We start from the raw sequence: 14,791 nt of genomic DNA, 5'->3' as shown, positions 1-14,791 counted from the left end.
CCGGTCGAGGAACCTTCCGGACCGTCACCTGGCGGACTCGCCGCCGCCCGCTGCTGCCACGAACGGCTCCGCGCCGGCTACCGGGGCGTCAACACACGGAACTCGTTGCCGTCGGGATCGACCATCTCCACCCAACTGCCCTCGCCCTGGCCGGTGTCGACGCGAGTCGCCCCCAGGGAGACAAGACGGTCGACCTCTGCCTGCCGATCACCGTGGACAGGGGGAGCGAGGTCGAACCGCAGCCGGTTCCTGCCCGTCTTGGGCGCCACCGGTGGACCACCCCACGTGATCTTCGGACCGCCGTGCGGCGACTGGATCGCGGTCTCCTGGTCCTGGTCCCAGACCAACGGCCACCCCAGCGCCTCGCTCCAGAAGTATCCGACTTCCTGCGAACCGTCGCAGGCCAGCGCTCCGACGAATCCGCAGTCGGCGAGGAACTTGTTGCCCGGCCCGACGACACAGAACTCGTTGCCGTCGGGGTCGGCGAGCACCACGTGATCCTCCTCCGGGAGCTGGCCGACGTCGATGTGCCGTCCGCCGAGTGCCAGTGCCCTGGCCACCGTCTGCTGCTGGTCCTCCAGGGACGCGCTCGTCAGATCGAAGTGCATCCGGTTCTGGCCGACCTTCCGCTCCTGAGTCGGAAGGAACCGGATCCGGAACTCGGTGTCATCACCCGGCAGGATCATGGCGCCGTCATGGGGATCGTCGGCCGTCTCCCGACCCAGGACCCCGGACCAGAACCGCGCGAGATCCAGCGGCTCGCTCGCATCGAAGCAGATCGCGAACAGTTGACAAGTCATTACCCTGCGCATCTCCGATCCACTGACTGACCGCTGTCGACAGGGCGCCTCGTCAGCCCCTCGGGCGGCAGCCTAAGGGTGAGCGGGTGTCACCCGCATCCGAGTATTCGGCGGAGCCAAAGCCGTTCGCCCGCCATCGAGTTCGGAGCGTTCGACCTGACGCGAGCTGACTCGTGCGCACGCGTAGCGGTGCGGACGTCGCCCGGTTTCGCGTCAGTCGGCCTCCCCCAGGCAGCTCAAAGCTTCGCGGAAGTCATCGAGGGCGGGCCCGAACTCGCGGGCAGCGGTGTGGAAGGTCGAGCGGTCCATCAGGACCTTGGCCAGTGTGGGGGTTCCGTCCGCCGGACGGTGCTGGGACAGCCGGCGGGCCAGGCCCACTCCGTCATCGAACAGGGAGCGCACTCGCTCCGCGAACAGATGGGTGCGGTGCTCCCAGTAGACAGCGGAGCGGACGGTGAGGACCCGGTGCAGCCGGACCAGTTCGGCCAGGTGCTGGTCCGGATCTTCGATGGCTCGCGGAGCAAGGGTGTCCACCTCTTCCCGCAGAGTGACACGGCTGTCGAAGTAGCGCCGCTTGACATCAGGGGACCACTCCATGGGCGTCGCCCCCGAGGGAGGACGCGGACCACCGGTCGTCGACCGCTCGCTGTCGGCGCCGGAGAGGGACAGCAGGACCGCCCAATAGGACGCCCCATAATCACTCCAGGACGTGCGCTCCCCGGTGGCGGCCAATTCCGTCAGCAAGGCGAGTGCCTCTTGCCGTACGGCGACCGCCTTCTCGCCTCGGCCGTACGTGTCGAGCATCTGGGCGTACCCGATCAGGCAGTAGAGGTGACAGGTCATCCAGCCGCGGTCGTCCGCGGCCTCGGCCCCCATCATGCCGACGAGGCTCTCGAACGCGGCGAGTGCCTCGTCGGACCGGCCGGCGTCATCGAGAGCACCGATCCACTCCAGGAGTGACCAGGCGAGCCCTCCACCGGCGGGCCCGCCGGGCAGGACCGCCGCGACCCACTCGGTCAGGGCGTCGGCAGCCTCGGCATGTCTGCCTTCCTCGGAGAGACCGGCAGCCCAGTCACGCAGCCCCCTGACCGCGGGGTTACGGGACAGTTCGGCCTGCGCACGGCCGATGGCGAGCATCTCGGCGCGCAGGGCGAGCCCTTCGGTGCGTCGGCCCACGGTGAACAGCTCTCTCTGGCACGTGTCGAGTGCGCCGTACAGGAGATCCGCGCGGGCGGGGTCGGCCGGATCGACGGCCCGCGCCGCGGCCACCGCCTCCTCGCACAACGCGAGAGAAGCCGGATGCGGCCGGCCGGAGCTCGAGTCGTAACTCAGGTGCTGCAGGGCCTTGACCAAGCGGGGCAGGTAGGAGGCGGGGCTGACCTGAGCAAGCACCCGGTAGGCGTCGACTTCCTCGCGTGCAGTGCGGCGTCCCGACGCGAGCAGTACATTGCGCGCCCGCATGATGTCGTCCTGATCGACTTTCCCCGAGTGATTCATGACGGAGATTCTGGGCGTCTCGGAGAGGGCCGAACAAGCCTGGTGGCCTGTGCCGTCCGTCCTACGCAAAACACCCTCCGACCTGTCATGATGGGTGTGTCATCGCTTCCTTGGGGTCGGGCTCTGTGGGGTGGCCTTCGTTCACGTGACAGTCCCGCTCAACCGGGTGCGGCACCCTTCGCGTGGAGCACCGCCCTGCAGGGGAAGCGACCGGCGTCCGGGCCAGGCACTGAGCCCGTCGGCCAGGGTGTAAGCCGTGGGCGTTCCCGACTAGGGCCTGTCCGGCGGATCAGGTCGCAGGAAATGCGCGGCGCCTCGTCGACGCAGGTGAGCGGGGCCTGGTGCGTCGAGTTGCGAGGCGGAGGAGGGCGTCGACGCGATGGGGGTCCCCCCGCTCGAGCGAGGTCGAGAGTGGGGGAGTCGGCAACCGACGACAACGCCGCAGATCGGCGTGCCAGGCCCCGCGTCTGCGGCATGATCCGCCGGACAGGCCTAGGGCGGTACGGGGAGTCGACGTGACCGGTCTGCGGTACCCGTGGCTGGTACCGCAGACCGGCGGTCACCGGCCGGGGTCGCCGTCGTGGCCGGTGCCGTCGCCCTTGAGGCCCGGCGGTTCAGCGCAGGGTGCGGACGAAGACATCCCCGGTCAGGTTCGTGTCATCGGCCACCAGACCGGGGTAGTAGGAGTCGAAGACGGCCGTCGACTCGTCCGCGCTCAGGGCCGCTCGCCCCACGGTGACGGGCTTGCCGTCCTCTCCCGGGGACAGCAACTCCTCGTGGCCGGTGCGCAGATCGCGCAGGATCAACCCCAGTGTCCTGCGGTCCGCGTCCGCCGTGTTCAGGAGCAGCTTCGAGCCGTTCACCGACAGGTCCGACACCAGGGTGAGATCCGCGGGGGAGTGGCCGTCGTACCGCCGCAGGGTGCCGGTGCGCAGGTCCCGGACGAAGGCGTTCCAGCCGTTGTTCGCATCGGCCTCCGGGACCAGGCCGGTGGCCTGCGAGTTGAAGCCGACCTTGGAGCCGTCAGCACTGAGCACCGGGGCGATCGACGACATGTCGGCCGGCGCACCGTCATGAGTGGCGTCGGCCTGCACGGTCTGCCCGGTCACCCGGTCGTACACCAGGATGTCGCCCTGGTCGCCGGCGGCCGGACCGGAATGGCCCTCCAGATAGGCGATTTTGCGGCCGTCGGCGCTCATCGAGATCTGCTGGCACTGGTGGGAGGTCTTCGATCCGTCCGCCGGCCGGCTGACCCGCCGCACGTCCTGCGTCCTGCGGTCCAGGAGCATGACCCGGCAGAACGCGCCGCTCTCGGCGACGGTGGGCCGGGCGACGAAGGCAACGTACCGCCCACTCGCACTGATCGGGGCGATCCCGTACGACAGGTGGTAGCCCTCGTCCACCGCGGGCGCCAGGCGTTCGGTGCGCCCGGTGCGCAGGTCCGTCACGTGCACGGACGACGTTCCGGTCGTGGTCGAGTACGAGTTGAAGGTCAGGTAGCGCCCCGACTCGGACAGCTGGGGCGTCGACGTCGTCTCGCCCGGCACCACCACACGCTGCAGCGGTGCGCCGGGGGCCGTGCGGTAGTAGACGCTGTTCCTCACGTCGGTGCCGGGTACCAGGTTGGTCGCCGACGACTGGAAGGCCACCACGCGTCCGTCCGCGCTGACCACCGGCTCCGTCGAGTGGCCGTTGCCGCCGGTGCCGTCGGGGGCCAGACTGATCCGTTCGGTACGTGGGACCGGGTCTTCGCTCGCCGCCCCCGCAGGCCAGGCGAGACAGGTGAGAGCGGCCGCCAGGGCGGCGGTCATGGAGATGCGTAAGGAAGGTCTCATCAGGTGGTTCCCCCTTCGGCCGGGGACGGCCGCAGCCGTCCCTCTGATGTCCCCGTGCCTCGGCCCGGCGCAGAGGACTCACGAGGACTCACGCGATGAAAGCGCGCCGCCTGCCAGGGGTCAATGCATGGGCACGACTCGGCCCGATTGCAGGCGGATCCGGGCGACGGCCCGGCGAACGCGGCCCTCGAAGCGGAGCCGGGCACCGCTGCGCGTCAGCCACTGTTGGGCCCAACTGGCCGCGACTGCGGGTCATTTGCTTCGGCGGACAGTGGGCCCGGTGCGCACGGGCCTGCGGGATCCTGACGCCGAGGTGATGACGGTGGCCGGCGCGACGATCGGGGGAGGCCCACTGGCCGAGGGCGGGGCAGCGGGCTCGTGAGGTGGCTTGTCGTCGGCGTTTCCTCCTGTCCGTGTGTGGCGTAGCGTGGCCGTGTGTCAGAGTCGCCGCTGCCGCCCGCCGCGCCCAGGATTCCTCCGCAGCCTGCCGAGGAGTGGGACGAGTCCGTACGGGAGACGTTGTCCGCCGACATCGGCTCACTGGGGCTCGGCGTGTCTTCGCTCGGCGAGGCGCATGTCTTCGCCACCCTCGCCCGTCATCCGGAGCTGTTCGCCGCCTGGCTTCCGTTCAGCAGCCAACTGCTGCTCGCAGGCGAACTTCCTTTCGCCGACCGCGAGTTGGTGATACTCCGGGTGGCGCGCAACTGCGATTCGCCCTACGAGTGGGGCCAGCACGTGAGGATCGCCGCGAAGGCCGGGCTGTCACCGGACGACATGACTCGGGTGGCGGCAGGTCCCGAGGCTCCGGGTTGGACGGAACGGCAGTCACTCCTGCTGCGGGCGACCGACGAGCTGCGCTCCGGGGCACGGATCAGCCGGCCGACGTGGGAGGGGCTGTCCGAGCACCTGACGGAGCGCCAGCTGATCGAACTGCCGATGCTCGTGGGCCACTACCATCTGCTGGCGTTCGCTCTGAACTCCCTGCAGGTACAGCCGGAGCCCGGACTGCCTCCCATGCGCTGACGGCCTACGTCAGCACCTCACGACACCCGTTCGCTCTGGCCCTGCAGAGCCGAGCGCATGTAGCGATGACGGTCCAGGGCGACGCGGCGCATCCGGATGACCCCGTAACAGAACCCCGACATGGCGACCGCGAAGACCAACGGAAAGGTCAGTGAGCCGGAGGCCACCCCGAGAGCAAGCATGCCGACCGCGATCAGGCCCATCAGGCCCAGCCAGTACGGCAGCCACCGGCCTCCCCGCTCCATCTTCCCCAGCTGCTCGGCGACCAGCCGCCGCATGGTCGCCTGCTCCTCGGGATCGCTCGGCACCTCACGGTGCCGGATCTTCCGGTTGAGAGCGGCCAGTCCAGCCGGGTCGGTGCCGACCGCACGGCCGACCCTGCGCCGCTGCACGGCCAGGAACGCGATGGTGACGGCTGCGTAGCTCGCACCATGAACCACCCACAGGACCGGATGTTCGTCCCGGCGGAACAGGGCGGCGATCCCCACCGCCAACGGGAAGACCAGGACCGCCTGCGCGATCAGACTGCGGTCGAGCCAGCGCTTGAAGGCGCGCATGGCACGTACCTCCTCGGAATCGACGTGACACCGCTGCCGATTCCCGGATACCCCGTCAGGACCGGCCTATCGGCACCACGGCCGACTGCCGCGTGAACCCTCCCCAGGGCAACCGCCGCCTAGAGCAGGTCGCGCGGCACCGTCTCGTTCCAGGTGCGGGAGAACACCCGGCGGTCACCCTCGTAGCCGTCCAGGGTGGCGTCCACGAAGAAGTCCTGCTCGTCGCAGCTGAGCCGCGTGTGCGTCACCACCCGAACGTCCCAGTCCTCGCGTCGGAACCGCATGGTCCAGGTGGACTCGCCGCGGACCGACGTGAAGTCGTCGGCGACGGTCCCATAGCGCTCGTAGGCGCGACGGCCGGCATCGAGTCCGATCTCGTCGAAGCGGATCAGTCCCTGGTCCTTCACGATCTCCAGTTCGGAGTGGTAGCCGATCAGGTCCCGCTTCACGTCCCACCGCTGCTCCGGGGGCGTCAGCCGGGACACGGCCAGTGGCGGCGTTCCTTCGGGCTCGTCGAACGGCTTCGAGGGCACCTCGCCGGGTTCGTCCGTCGGACGGACGGGGAGCGTGAGGGTGCTGGAGCCCTCGTGGACGCTGAGCAGGGCCGGCTTGGGCGGCGGCCAGGCGAGCGGCCAGTACGACGTGGACAGGGAGAGGCGGATGCGGTGTCCGGGCGGGAACGCCTGCGCCACTCCGTTGAGATGGACGGTCGCGCGGTAGCGCCGACCCGGCTCCAGCGGCTCGGGGTCCTCGGCGCTGTCCCGCCGGGTCAGATTGAGCAGGCCGTACGTGACACGGGTGGCGGCACCGTCGGGGCTCACATCGGACAGGCGCGCGGCCACCATCGCGACCGGCTCGTCGGCCGAGATGTCGAGTTCCACGGACGGCGAGCCCAGGATCTCCAGCCGTTCGGTCAGCGGCTCGGTCTCGAAGACCAGGGAGCCGCCGTCCTCCTCACGCTGGTCGTAGGGCAGGTCCGGGGGTGCGTTGTACGAGGCCCACTTGCCCGCGAACTGGCCGACGGACAGGGGCGAGCGCACCGTCATCGCGGCGCCGTCCCCTTCGCCGGCCGCCCCGTCCTCGCCCGGAGAGCCGATCCGGTGCCGGGTCAGCGGACAGGTGACCGGGCGGATCTGCGGAGACGGCCACGTGGGTTCAGCGACCCAACGGCCCGGCCGCTCCTCGTACGAGGTGGACGGGGGCACGCTGTCCTGCATCCATGTCTGCAGCATGGGGCCGTCCATGACGCCGTTGTCGACGCCCTTGAGCCAGTGGTCCCACCACCGCACCACTTCCTGCAGGTAGCCGATGGCCGGCCCGGGTTCTCCGAGGTGCGGGAACTTGTGCGACCAGGGGCCGATCAGTCCCTTGCGCGGCACGTCCAGGTTGCCGAGCAGACGGGTCACGGCGTTGGAGTAGCCGTCCGCCCAGCCACTGGAGGCGAGGACGGGACACTGGACGTCCTGGTAGTTCTCGGAGACGGAGGCGTGACGCCAGTAGTCGTCGCGGCGCTGGTGCCGCAACCAGGGAAGGACCCAAGGGCCGGTGTTGTCCAGGCGCTCGTGCCACATGTCGCGCCACCGGTCGCCGACCACGGCGGGGTCGGGCGGGCAGGTGGCGTAGGCGAACATGGTGCCCGCCTCGGCGAGGTTGTCCGAGAGCATCGCCCCGCCCATGTAGTGCATGTCGTCGGCGTGCCGGTCGTCGGTGAAGGACGCGATGACGATGGCGCGCAGGCTCGGCGGCCGCCGGGCGGCCACCTGGAGGGCGGCGAAGGCACCCCAGGAGATGCCCATCATGCCGGTGGTGCCGTCGCACCAGGGCTGCTCGGCCAGCCAGGCGAGGACGGCTTCCGCGTCGGCCTGTTCCTGTTCCAGGTACTCGTCCTTCAGCACCCCGTCCGAGTCGCCGGTGCCACGTACGTCGACGCGGACGCAGGCGTAGCCGTGCCCGGCGATGTACGGGTGGTGGATGGAGTCCCGTACGGAGGTGAGGTCGCGTTTGCGGTAGGGGATGTACTCCAGCACCGCGGGCACGGGCTCGTTGTCCGAGGACGTGGGACGCCAGACGCGTGCCGACAGCTGTACGCCGTCGGGCATGGGGATGCTGACGTGCTCCTCTTCCTTCGTGGCGTACGGCAGGTTGGTCACGTAACGCATAAGGCCGACGCGCTCCTTACTCTTGCGGGCTCTCGTCGAAGGTGAATCCCAGTGAGGCCACGCAGTGGTCGTACCTCTCCCGCAGCTCCTCCTCGCTGTTGCCGCCGGTGAAGACGTGGGCCAACTCAAAGCTGTAGCTGTCCTGTTGGGACAGACCCGACAGCGGCTGCCCCTCCTGGGGCGTGACGTCCACGCGTACGCCGTCCGTCTCACGCTCGATACGGGCGATGTCCTCGGGCGAGGGCACGTGGCCCACCACACCGTCGGTGAACCAGCGGTAGTACCACTTCGCGGCCGTCGCGTACGGCCCCTCACGGTGCGGCATGTGCGGGTCGTCGCCGAGGGCGAGGCTGACCATGCAGTGGTGGTTCGGTACGCCGTCGACGTACTGGAACAGTTCGGCGTGGGACTGGGAGTGGCGGGGGTTGATCTCCAGAAGACTGACCTGCTGGGTCTTGGGGTCGTAGAAGTACTCCACGCTGAAGGTGGCCGAGTCGAAGCCGATCCGGCGCATCACCCGCCCGGTGACGTCGTGGAGCTGGTCGATCACCTGCGGCGGCAGCGTCGAGGGGTACTGGTGGCGCAGGAAGCAGGAGGTGTCGGGGTAGTTGATGGAGTCCAAGGTGCCGTAGACGGTCACTTCGCCCTGATGGACGTAGCCCTCGACGGCGACCTGGATACCTGACATCGCTTCCTCGGCGAGGCAGACCTGGCCGCCGACGCCGTCCATCTCGGGCGGCAGCTCGATTCGGTCGAGGATGTACTCGAAGGGCCGGCCGACCCGGGCGATCCCCTCACGGATCTCGGCGACGGCGGCACGGAACTCGTCCATGTCCTTGACACCGAAGGCGAGTTCGGAGGAGTACGAGAGGGCGGGCTTGAGCCACATGGGAAACCGCACGCCCTCGGGAGGGCACGGGTCGTCGGACTCAAGATCGACCTTGCCGAACCGCGGAATCCGGTCGGTGGCCTTCTGCTGCTCGAGCCGACTCCAGTACTTGTGCTCGCACTTGACCACCGACTCCAGGCTGGTGCTGCGGGTGCCGTAGCGCTCGCTGAGGATCGGGACGAGCGTGCTGACCGGGAAGTCCCAGTAGCCGACGATCGCGTCGATGCCTCCGTCGAAGGCGTCCAGCACCTCCTGCGCCTTGTCGATCAGTTCCGGCACCGACACCTCGCCGCCCTGCAGCTCCTCCGTCGACAGCAGAGGGTGGAAACGCAGTGACTTCGCACCCGGCACCGCCTGGAGTGTCGGCAGGTTGGCCTCGTCGAGGCCGATCACAAAGATGTTCTTCGCATCGTTCACGTTCTTGTCAGGCACCGGCACCTTCCTGCTTCTCGCGGCTCAACGGAAGATCGTCGGAGTACCCGCGAGGTGCACGGCCAACCCTCCGACCGCGGACGCCCTCGTGACCGGCAGGCGGGACACCTACGGGAGATCGGTGCGTCCAGGAGTCCCCGGCACGGGGGTCGGCGCCCTTTCCCCGTCCAGGACGGCCTCGATGTTGCGTGCCGCCAGCTCCACCATCGCCGCGCGTGTCGCCTCCGTTGCCGACCCCACGTGCGGCAGCACCACCAGGTGCGGTTCGGCGAACAACGGATCGGACGGATCCGTTCGCGGCTCGTTCGTCATCACGTCCAGCCCCGCCGAGTGCAGGCTCCCGTCGTGCAGAGCGGTGAGCAGGGCCGCCTCGTCGACGACTCCGCCCCGTCCGGTGTTGACGAGCGTCGCCGTCGGTTTCATCAGGGCGAGGTTCCGGTGCGCCGATCATGCCGGTGGTCTCGGGCGTCAGCGGAGTGTGCACGGACACCACGTCGCTGGTCCGCAGCAGTTCCTCGAACGTGACCCAGCGGGACAGCCCGTCGTCCTCCTTGCGGCGCGGATGGTGGTGCTGGACCCGCATCCCGAAGCCGGCCGCCCGGTGCGCGAGAGCCTTGGCGATCTGTCCGTAGCCGATCAGCCCGAGCGTCGCGCCCTGGACGTCCAGCCCCAGGAAGGCGTCCATCCTGAAGGCCCCCCACTCGCCGCGCCGCATCGCGTCCATGCCGGCGCCCAGGCGCCGCCGCGCCATCAGGATCAGCGCCATCGCCACGTCGGCGGTGGTCTCGGCGAGTACGTCGGGGGTGTGGGTGACCACCACACCGCGCGCGGCGGCGGCGTCGACGTCCACACCGTCGTAAGGACCGGTCCCGTGGCGGATTCGCTGGATCGTCGCATCATCAGCGCCCTGCAGATCGACGGCAGGGCCTCGTGGCACCGCATCGCGGCAGCGCTGGGCGAGGCCGAGCGCACCGTCGTCCGCCGGGGGACCCGGCTGCTGGACTCCGGGCTGGTGCGGATCGGCGCCATGGCACTGCACGGCCGCAGCACGGTGGTCGGTGTGCGCTGCGCCCCGGGACAGGCGCGGATGGTCGCGAGCGCGCTGGCCCGCCGGTCCGACTGCGTCTTCACCCATGTGCTGACCGGCTCCCCGGACTGTGTCGCGGAGCTGCTCTGTCCCCAGGACCGACTGGCAAGCCTGGTGATGGACGAACTGCCGGGCCTGCCCGGCATGTTGGAGACGTTCACGCTGCCGGTGCTGCGCCACATCCGTACGATCCGCGAGTGGCACTCCGGTCTGCTCACCGACGACGAGATCGCCACGCTCGAGGACCCCTCCGAGGCGCCCGCACCGTCCTCGGCCGACGCAGACGTGATGCCGCCCGCCGACACGACACACGAACTCTCCCGGTCGGACCGGCTGCTCCTGAACGCGCTCGCCGAGACGGGCGGTGCACCTATGAGGAACTCGGCCGCGTCACGGGGGTGTCGGAAGCCACCGCACGGCGGCGCCTCGGCGCGCTGCGGCGGGAGGGCAGGGTACGCATCCGCGCGGTGATCGAGCCGGCACTGCTGGGACTGCCGGTGGAGGCGATGCTGCGGGTACGCGTCGGTCCGGCCCGGGCCGAGGCGGTGGCCGCGGCGCTGGCGGACAACGTCCACGTCCGGTACGCCAGTTTCGTCACCGGGGAGCACCAGGTCCTGGTGCTGGCGGCGCTGCCCAGCGAGTCGGCGCTGTACGACTTCGTCACCCGGGCCCCCTGGCTGCGGGACGTGGCGTCCGTGGACACCTCGCTCGTCCTCAGCTCGCTGAAACGCGGCGGCATGCTCGCGCGCCGGTCGGGGGACTGAGCGGCGTCGGATGCGACATCCGAGGGGAACTGACTCGACACAGGACTTGATTGTCAGCTCGCCGAACTCGGTACAGATCGCACGCTTCGGGCGCTAGCGTTCGTCAGCATGACGACTGGCGCCCTGAGCACCTTGCGGTCCGAGCTGAGGGATCATGCGGAGCCCCGTGTCCGGGCGCAGTTGGTGCGGGTGCTCAGCCCCGCGGACGACGACGAGCTGATCGGCGTACGCGTCCCGGTGATGCGCGGACTGGCCCGGCACTACCGGGAGTTGTCGCTGGGGGACGTGGACGTTCTGCTGCACAGCCGGGTGCATGAGGAGCGGTTCACCGGTCTGCTGGTCCTGGCCGAGCAGGTACGCAGTGCGCGGGGCGCCGACCGGAAGGCACTGGCCGATTTCTATCTGGCGCGCACCGACTGCGTGGACAACTGGGATCTGGTGGACGGTTCCGCGCATGTCGTACTGGGGCCGTGGCTGCTGGACGGACCGCTCGACGCGTCGGACGTGCTCGACGAGCTGGCCGGGTCGACGCGGTTGTGGGACCGCAGGATCGCCGTGCTGGCCACGTTGGCCCTGATCCGGGCCGGTCGCTTCGAGCCGACCCTCCGGCTCGTGCTCGGGCTGCGCCGCGATCCGGAGCCGCTGATCCACAAGGCGTTGGGGTGGATGCTGAGGGAGATCGGCCGCCGGGACGAGCAGTTGTTGGTGGATTTCCTCGACCGGCATCTCGCCGAGCTGCCGCGGATCACTGTGCGGTACGCGACCGAGCGCCTGGCGCCGGGCCGGCGGGCCCGGTTCGTGAGGACGCGTTAGGGCAGGCCAGGATGCCCACTCAAGTCATGTCCACGTCGGTGTGCAGCAGGTGGTGGTCCGAGGAGGCGGTCGGATGCACACGGTGCTCGACGGGGACGATGCCTCGCAGGAAGACGTAGTCGAACTTGCTCTGCCAGTCGGTGGTCGTCTTGCAGTCGCCGATGGCCGAGGGACGGCACTGGGGATCCGTATCCGTGGCCAGTGCCCACATCCTGGTGAGTTCGGGGGCGTTTGGCACGGCGTTGAAGTCGCCGAGAACGATCGCGCGGTCGTGCCGGGCGACGGCTGCGGCGAGTACGCCGGCCTGGTCTGCTCGGACTGCCTCTTGACGCCGTTCGGCGAAATGTGTGTTGAAGACCCGGACGGACCGGCCGTCCACCGTGGTGGTGACCGCCATGTACCCACGGTCTTCGGATCCACCGTCGGGGTACTCGACGGTGACGTGGTCCGTCATCGGTGCCGCCGAGAGAACCGCCTGGCCGTAGCCCCCCGGACTCCACAGCGCGCCCCCGCAGCGGCCCCAATTCCGAAGAACCGACCCGTACTTGACGTGGTAGACCAGCCCGTGACGGCTCTTCAGATAGTCCCGGATGCTCTCGACGTCCCGCACGCACGCCTCTTGCAGGCCGATGACCTGCGGCGCATACGTGGCGATCTCCGCTGCCCGGTCGACGTTGCTCACCTCGCAGGGATTGCAGATGTTCCACGTCATGACCCGGTTCGGTACGACATCCTTGACGGCTTCGACGGGCAGCGACCCGGCGAAGAGGGCACCGCGTGGTGCACTGGGGCCGATGGCCACCATGCAGGCCGCGATCACGGCGCCCGCGAGCAAATACGTGCCCCTACCGAGCACCATCGCCTCCCCAGAGTGCATACATACCCACGGCATCGGACGTTTCCATGCACGAGGTTATGGGACGCGGCCGTCGGCAACACACGCGGTGTGCCCGGAAAGGCCCTCTCCCTCGACGGGCTGGTAGTCCGTTTCTCTGCGAAGAATGTCAGCCAGTGGCTGAATTTGTGCGTGAAGTGTCCCGTAGGGGGGCAGGCGGAGGGGTCTGGGTGCCGAAACTCCGGAGATCGCGATGGTGTATGCGTCCGGGCAGGAGCAGGATCCCGCCGACGACGGCAGCGTGCGGACGGCTGAGCAGGCCAGGAACGTGGCCCGTGGCTTCTTGTCGGTTGCCGCGCCGGACGGCGGAAGCGGGGTGGAGGCGGTGCTGCTGGTGGTGTCGGAGCTGATCGCCAACGCGGTGCAGTATGCCGGCGGGGTGACCGGATTCCGGTTGGACGCGGGCCCGGGGAGGGTGACGGTGGCGGTGGCGGACGCCAGCCGGCTGCCACTGCGGCCGATGCCATGGGATGCCGCGAAGCCCGGCGGGTTCGGCTGCCACGTGGTGCAGGAACTGTCGACGGAGGTGCGGGTCCGGGTCCATGCGGCGGGAAAGACGGTGACGGCCGTCGTGCCGTGTCCCACCGCCGACATGCCGCGGGGCTGACTCAGCCGGGTTCGGTACGGAGCGGAGCGCCGCCGAAGCCGATCTCGTTTCCCTCGGGATCGTGGTATGTGACCTTGCGTACGCCGTTGGCGTAGGTCTCCCGCTTCGTGGGCTCCAGTCCCCGGCCGGTGATCCCGGCGACGAGGGTGTCGAGGTCCCCGACGAAGATGGTGTGCAGGGCGTGGCCGGCATGCTCGGGCCGTTGTTCGATGACCACTGACCGGTGCTCCGCGAGTTCCCATACGGCCTCCGTGTCGCTCGCGACGAACGTCGGCGGGGAGCCGAACAGCCGTTCATACCAGGTCAGTGCCGCTGCGTAGTCGTTGACGGGAATACCGGCGAAGAGGTCGAGGGGCATGCCTCGATGGTAGGTCCGGCGCCTGCGCGGATCTCTCGCTCGACCAGGGCGAAGCCTACGTCGACGGCCCGCTCCATGGCGGCGGCGAGCGCCTCGGGCGAGGTGAGGGTGTGCGGGGGTCAGCGCCTGGGGGCGCAGGGACCGCGAGCGAAACCGATTCCTTCACCTGGCCGGCGAGTTCGGCGATATGGGGTCGGGCGATGTCGGCGAGCGTGAGGGTGGACAGCCGTGCCTGGTCGAATTGTTCGACCGGCTGCGCCACTCGGCGAACGTCTCCTCAGTAATCTCGCCGCTCAGCGGTCTTGCGCGGATCATCGGCCAGAATGGAGGCCGCGAGCCTGCGTACCTGCTCCTCCACGGACTGGTCGCGGGTGACGAACAACTCGTACTCGTAATGATCCGTACGGCCGCCTGACTCCTGGGCCTCCTGGAATTCGACATCGACGCCCTCGGGGCTTGTGAGCTCCGCCGGGATGTCGGGCTCCTCGCGTCGGGGCGAGACACTCGTGAGGACGCAGCCCCACCGCTCGAACCAGCCGCTTTCCGCGAGGGCCTGTTCGAGGAGCCGGGCGATGGTGTCCAGCGGCTCCTCCCAACTGCGATCCGCCGCGGCCCGGGCGAGTTCGGCCTCGTACTGGGCGGCGTCGAAGCGGATCGCCGCCGGCAGAGCAGTGATGTTGCTGGTGTTCTCCCAGGAGTCCCAGATCACCCGATCGCCCTCGCGGCGCATGGTGACGTACAGGGCGCCGCAGCAGCCGGCGGTGCAGGTCGGCTCGGTGATCATGATCCTGCGAGGCTCCTCCGTGACCGCCAGCGGCCAGCCAGCGGCGGGGCCTCTCCAGTACCGGCAACTCAGCGCCACCCCATCCGGATGGACCTCCTTCAGGACATCCACGCCGTCGATCAGAGGCCGCACCTCGGCCCAGGGGTCCGCAGCCCAGTCGTTCAGGATTCTGTGCTGCAAGGTCAAGGTACTGATCGCCAGCTGCTCGGTCATCCCCCCATCATCGAGTGACGTCGTCCCGCCGCAAACCGATTCTCCGTGGCTCCGGCGCGCCACAGCCGCCCGAAGCAC

At 69.4% G+C, this 14,791-nt stretch carries 14 protein-coding genes and 3 pseudogenes; 6 read left to right on the top strand and 11 right to left on the bottom strand.

Annotation, left to right across the window (positions count from 1 at the left end):
* Window positions 1-77: 77 nt before the first annotated feature.
* From KUM49_RS21515 to KUM49_RS21505, 3 genes are all read right to left on the bottom strand, one after another.
* The gene (locus KUM49_RS21515; protein ID WP_217238513.1) at window positions 78-800 is read right to left on the bottom strand and encodes a VOC family protein; all 723 of its coding nucleotides are present in this window, start codon (window positions 798-800) and stop codon (window positions 78-80) included.
* A 213-nt stretch (window positions 801-1,013) separates the two neighbouring features.
* On the bottom strand, window positions 1,014-2,297 hold the full coding sequence (locus KUM49_RS21510; protein ID WP_217238512.1) for a hypothetical protein: 1,284 nt from the start codon (window positions 2,295-2,297) through the stop codon (window positions 1,014-1,016).
* A gap of 614 nt (window positions 2,298-2,911) precedes the next feature.
* Window positions 2,912-4,132, bottom strand: coding sequence for a hypothetical protein (locus KUM49_RS21505; RefSeq protein WP_217238511.1), 1,221 nt, complete (start codon window positions 4,130-4,132; stop codon window positions 2,912-2,914).
* A gap of 435 nt (window positions 4,133-4,567) precedes the next feature.
* On the opposite strand from KUM49_RS21505, the gene KUM49_RS21500 reads away from it, so the two are divergent.
* Entirely contained in the window at window positions 4,568-5,155 is a 588-nt protein-coding gene (locus KUM49_RS21500) for a carboxymuconolactone decarboxylase family protein (RefSeq protein WP_217238510.1), read from the top strand.
* Window positions 5,156-5,172: 17 nt separating this feature from the next.
* Here the strand turns inward: KUM49_RS21500 and KUM49_RS21495 are convergent, their stop codons facing one another.
* From KUM49_RS21495 to KUM49_RS50285, 5 genes and pseudogenes are all read right to left on the bottom strand, one after another.
* Window positions 5,173-5,712: a hypothetical protein gene (locus KUM49_RS21495; RefSeq protein WP_217238509.1), complete on the bottom strand. Its 540-nt coding sequence runs from the start codon at window positions 5,710-5,712 to the stop codon at window positions 5,173-5,175.
* A gap of 119 nt (window positions 5,713-5,831) precedes the next feature.
* The gene (locus tag KUM49_RS21490) at window positions 5,832-7,871 is read right to left on the bottom strand and encodes a CocE/NonD family hydrolase (protein ID WP_217238508.1); all 2,040 of its coding nucleotides are present in this window, start codon (window positions 7,869-7,871) and stop codon (window positions 5,832-5,834) included.
* Between the two features lie 16 nt (window positions 7,872-7,887).
* Complete coding sequence (locus KUM49_RS21485) at window positions 7,888-9,192, bottom strand: ATP-grasp domain-containing protein (protein WP_217238507.1); 1,305 nt, start codon at window positions 9,190-9,192, stop codon at window positions 7,888-7,890.
* A gap of 108 nt (window positions 9,193-9,300) precedes the next feature.
* A complete protein-coding gene (locus KUM49_RS50290) occupies window positions 9,301-9,615 on the bottom strand; it encodes an NAD(P)-dependent oxidoreductase (RefSeq protein ID WP_308406690.1) in 315 nt (104 codons plus the stop codon).
* 76 nt (window positions 9,616-9,691) lie between these two features.
* Window positions 9,692-10,009: pseudogene (locus KUM49_RS50285) on the bottom strand (NAD(P)-dependent oxidoreductase); the annotation flags it as partial.
* On the opposite strand from KUM49_RS50285, the pseudogene KUM49_RS50280 reads away from it, so the two are divergent.
* From KUM49_RS50280 to KUM49_RS21470, 4 genes and pseudogenes are all read left to right on the top strand, one after another.
* Window positions 9,998-10,132 (top strand): annotated as a pseudogene (locus KUM49_RS50280) (AsnC family protein); the annotation flags it as partial. The pseudogenes KUM49_RS50285 and KUM49_RS50280 sit on opposite strands and share 12 nt — an antisense overlap.
* A pseudogene (locus KUM49_RS50275) lies at window positions 10,123-10,689 on the top strand (hypothetical protein); the annotation flags it as partial. The pseudogenes KUM49_RS50280 and KUM49_RS50275, both read left to right, overlap by 10 nt.
* 57 nt (window positions 10,690-10,746) lie before the next feature.
* On the top strand, window positions 10,747-11,043 hold the full coding sequence (locus tag KUM49_RS50270) for an Lrp/AsnC ligand binding domain-containing protein (protein ID WP_308406695.1): 297 nt from the start codon (window positions 10,747-10,749) through the stop codon (window positions 11,041-11,043).
* A gap of 108 nt (window positions 11,044-11,151) precedes the next feature.
* Complete coding sequence (locus KUM49_RS21470) at window positions 11,152-11,856, top strand: DNA alkylation repair protein (protein WP_217238506.1); 705 nt, start codon at window positions 11,152-11,154, stop codon at window positions 11,854-11,856.
* 19 nt (window positions 11,857-11,875) lie between these two features.
* On the opposite strand, the gene KUM49_RS21465 is transcribed toward KUM49_RS21470, so the two are convergent.
* Window positions 11,876-12,715 (bottom strand): endonuclease/exonuclease/phosphatase family protein, encoded by an 840-nt coding sequence (locus tag KUM49_RS21465; protein WP_217238505.1) that lies wholly within the window; start codon window positions 12,713-12,715, stop codon window positions 11,876-11,878.
* 229 nt (window positions 12,716-12,944) lie between these two features.
* On the opposite strand from KUM49_RS21465, the gene KUM49_RS21460 reads away from it, so the two are divergent.
* Complete coding sequence (locus KUM49_RS21460) at window positions 12,945-13,358, top strand: ATP-binding protein (RefSeq protein WP_217238504.1); 414 nt, start codon at window positions 12,945-12,947, stop codon at window positions 13,356-13,358.
* 1 nt (window position 13,359) lies between these two features.
* Here KUM49_RS21460 and KUM49_RS21455 read toward each other — a convergent pair whose 3' ends face one another.
* A complete protein-coding gene (locus KUM49_RS21455; RefSeq protein WP_217238503.1) occupies window positions 13,360-13,716 on the bottom strand; it encodes a VOC family protein in 357 nt (118 codons plus the stop codon).
* A gap of 277 nt (window positions 13,717-13,993) precedes the next feature.
* Window positions 13,994-14,713 (bottom strand): hypothetical protein, encoded by a 720-nt coding sequence (locus tag KUM49_RS21450; RefSeq protein WP_217238502.1) that lies wholly within the window; start codon window positions 14,711-14,713, stop codon window positions 13,994-13,996.
* Between the last annotated feature and the right edge of the window lie 78 nt (window positions 14,714-14,791).

The sequence above is a fragment of the Streptomyces sp. AC555_RSS877 genome (assembly GCF_019049245.1).
In the GTDB taxonomy this organism is placed as follows: domain Bacteria; phylum Actinomycetota; class Actinomycetes; order Streptomycetales; family Streptomycetaceae; genus Streptomyces.
This window is presented reverse-complemented; position numbering and strand designations above follow the sequence as displayed.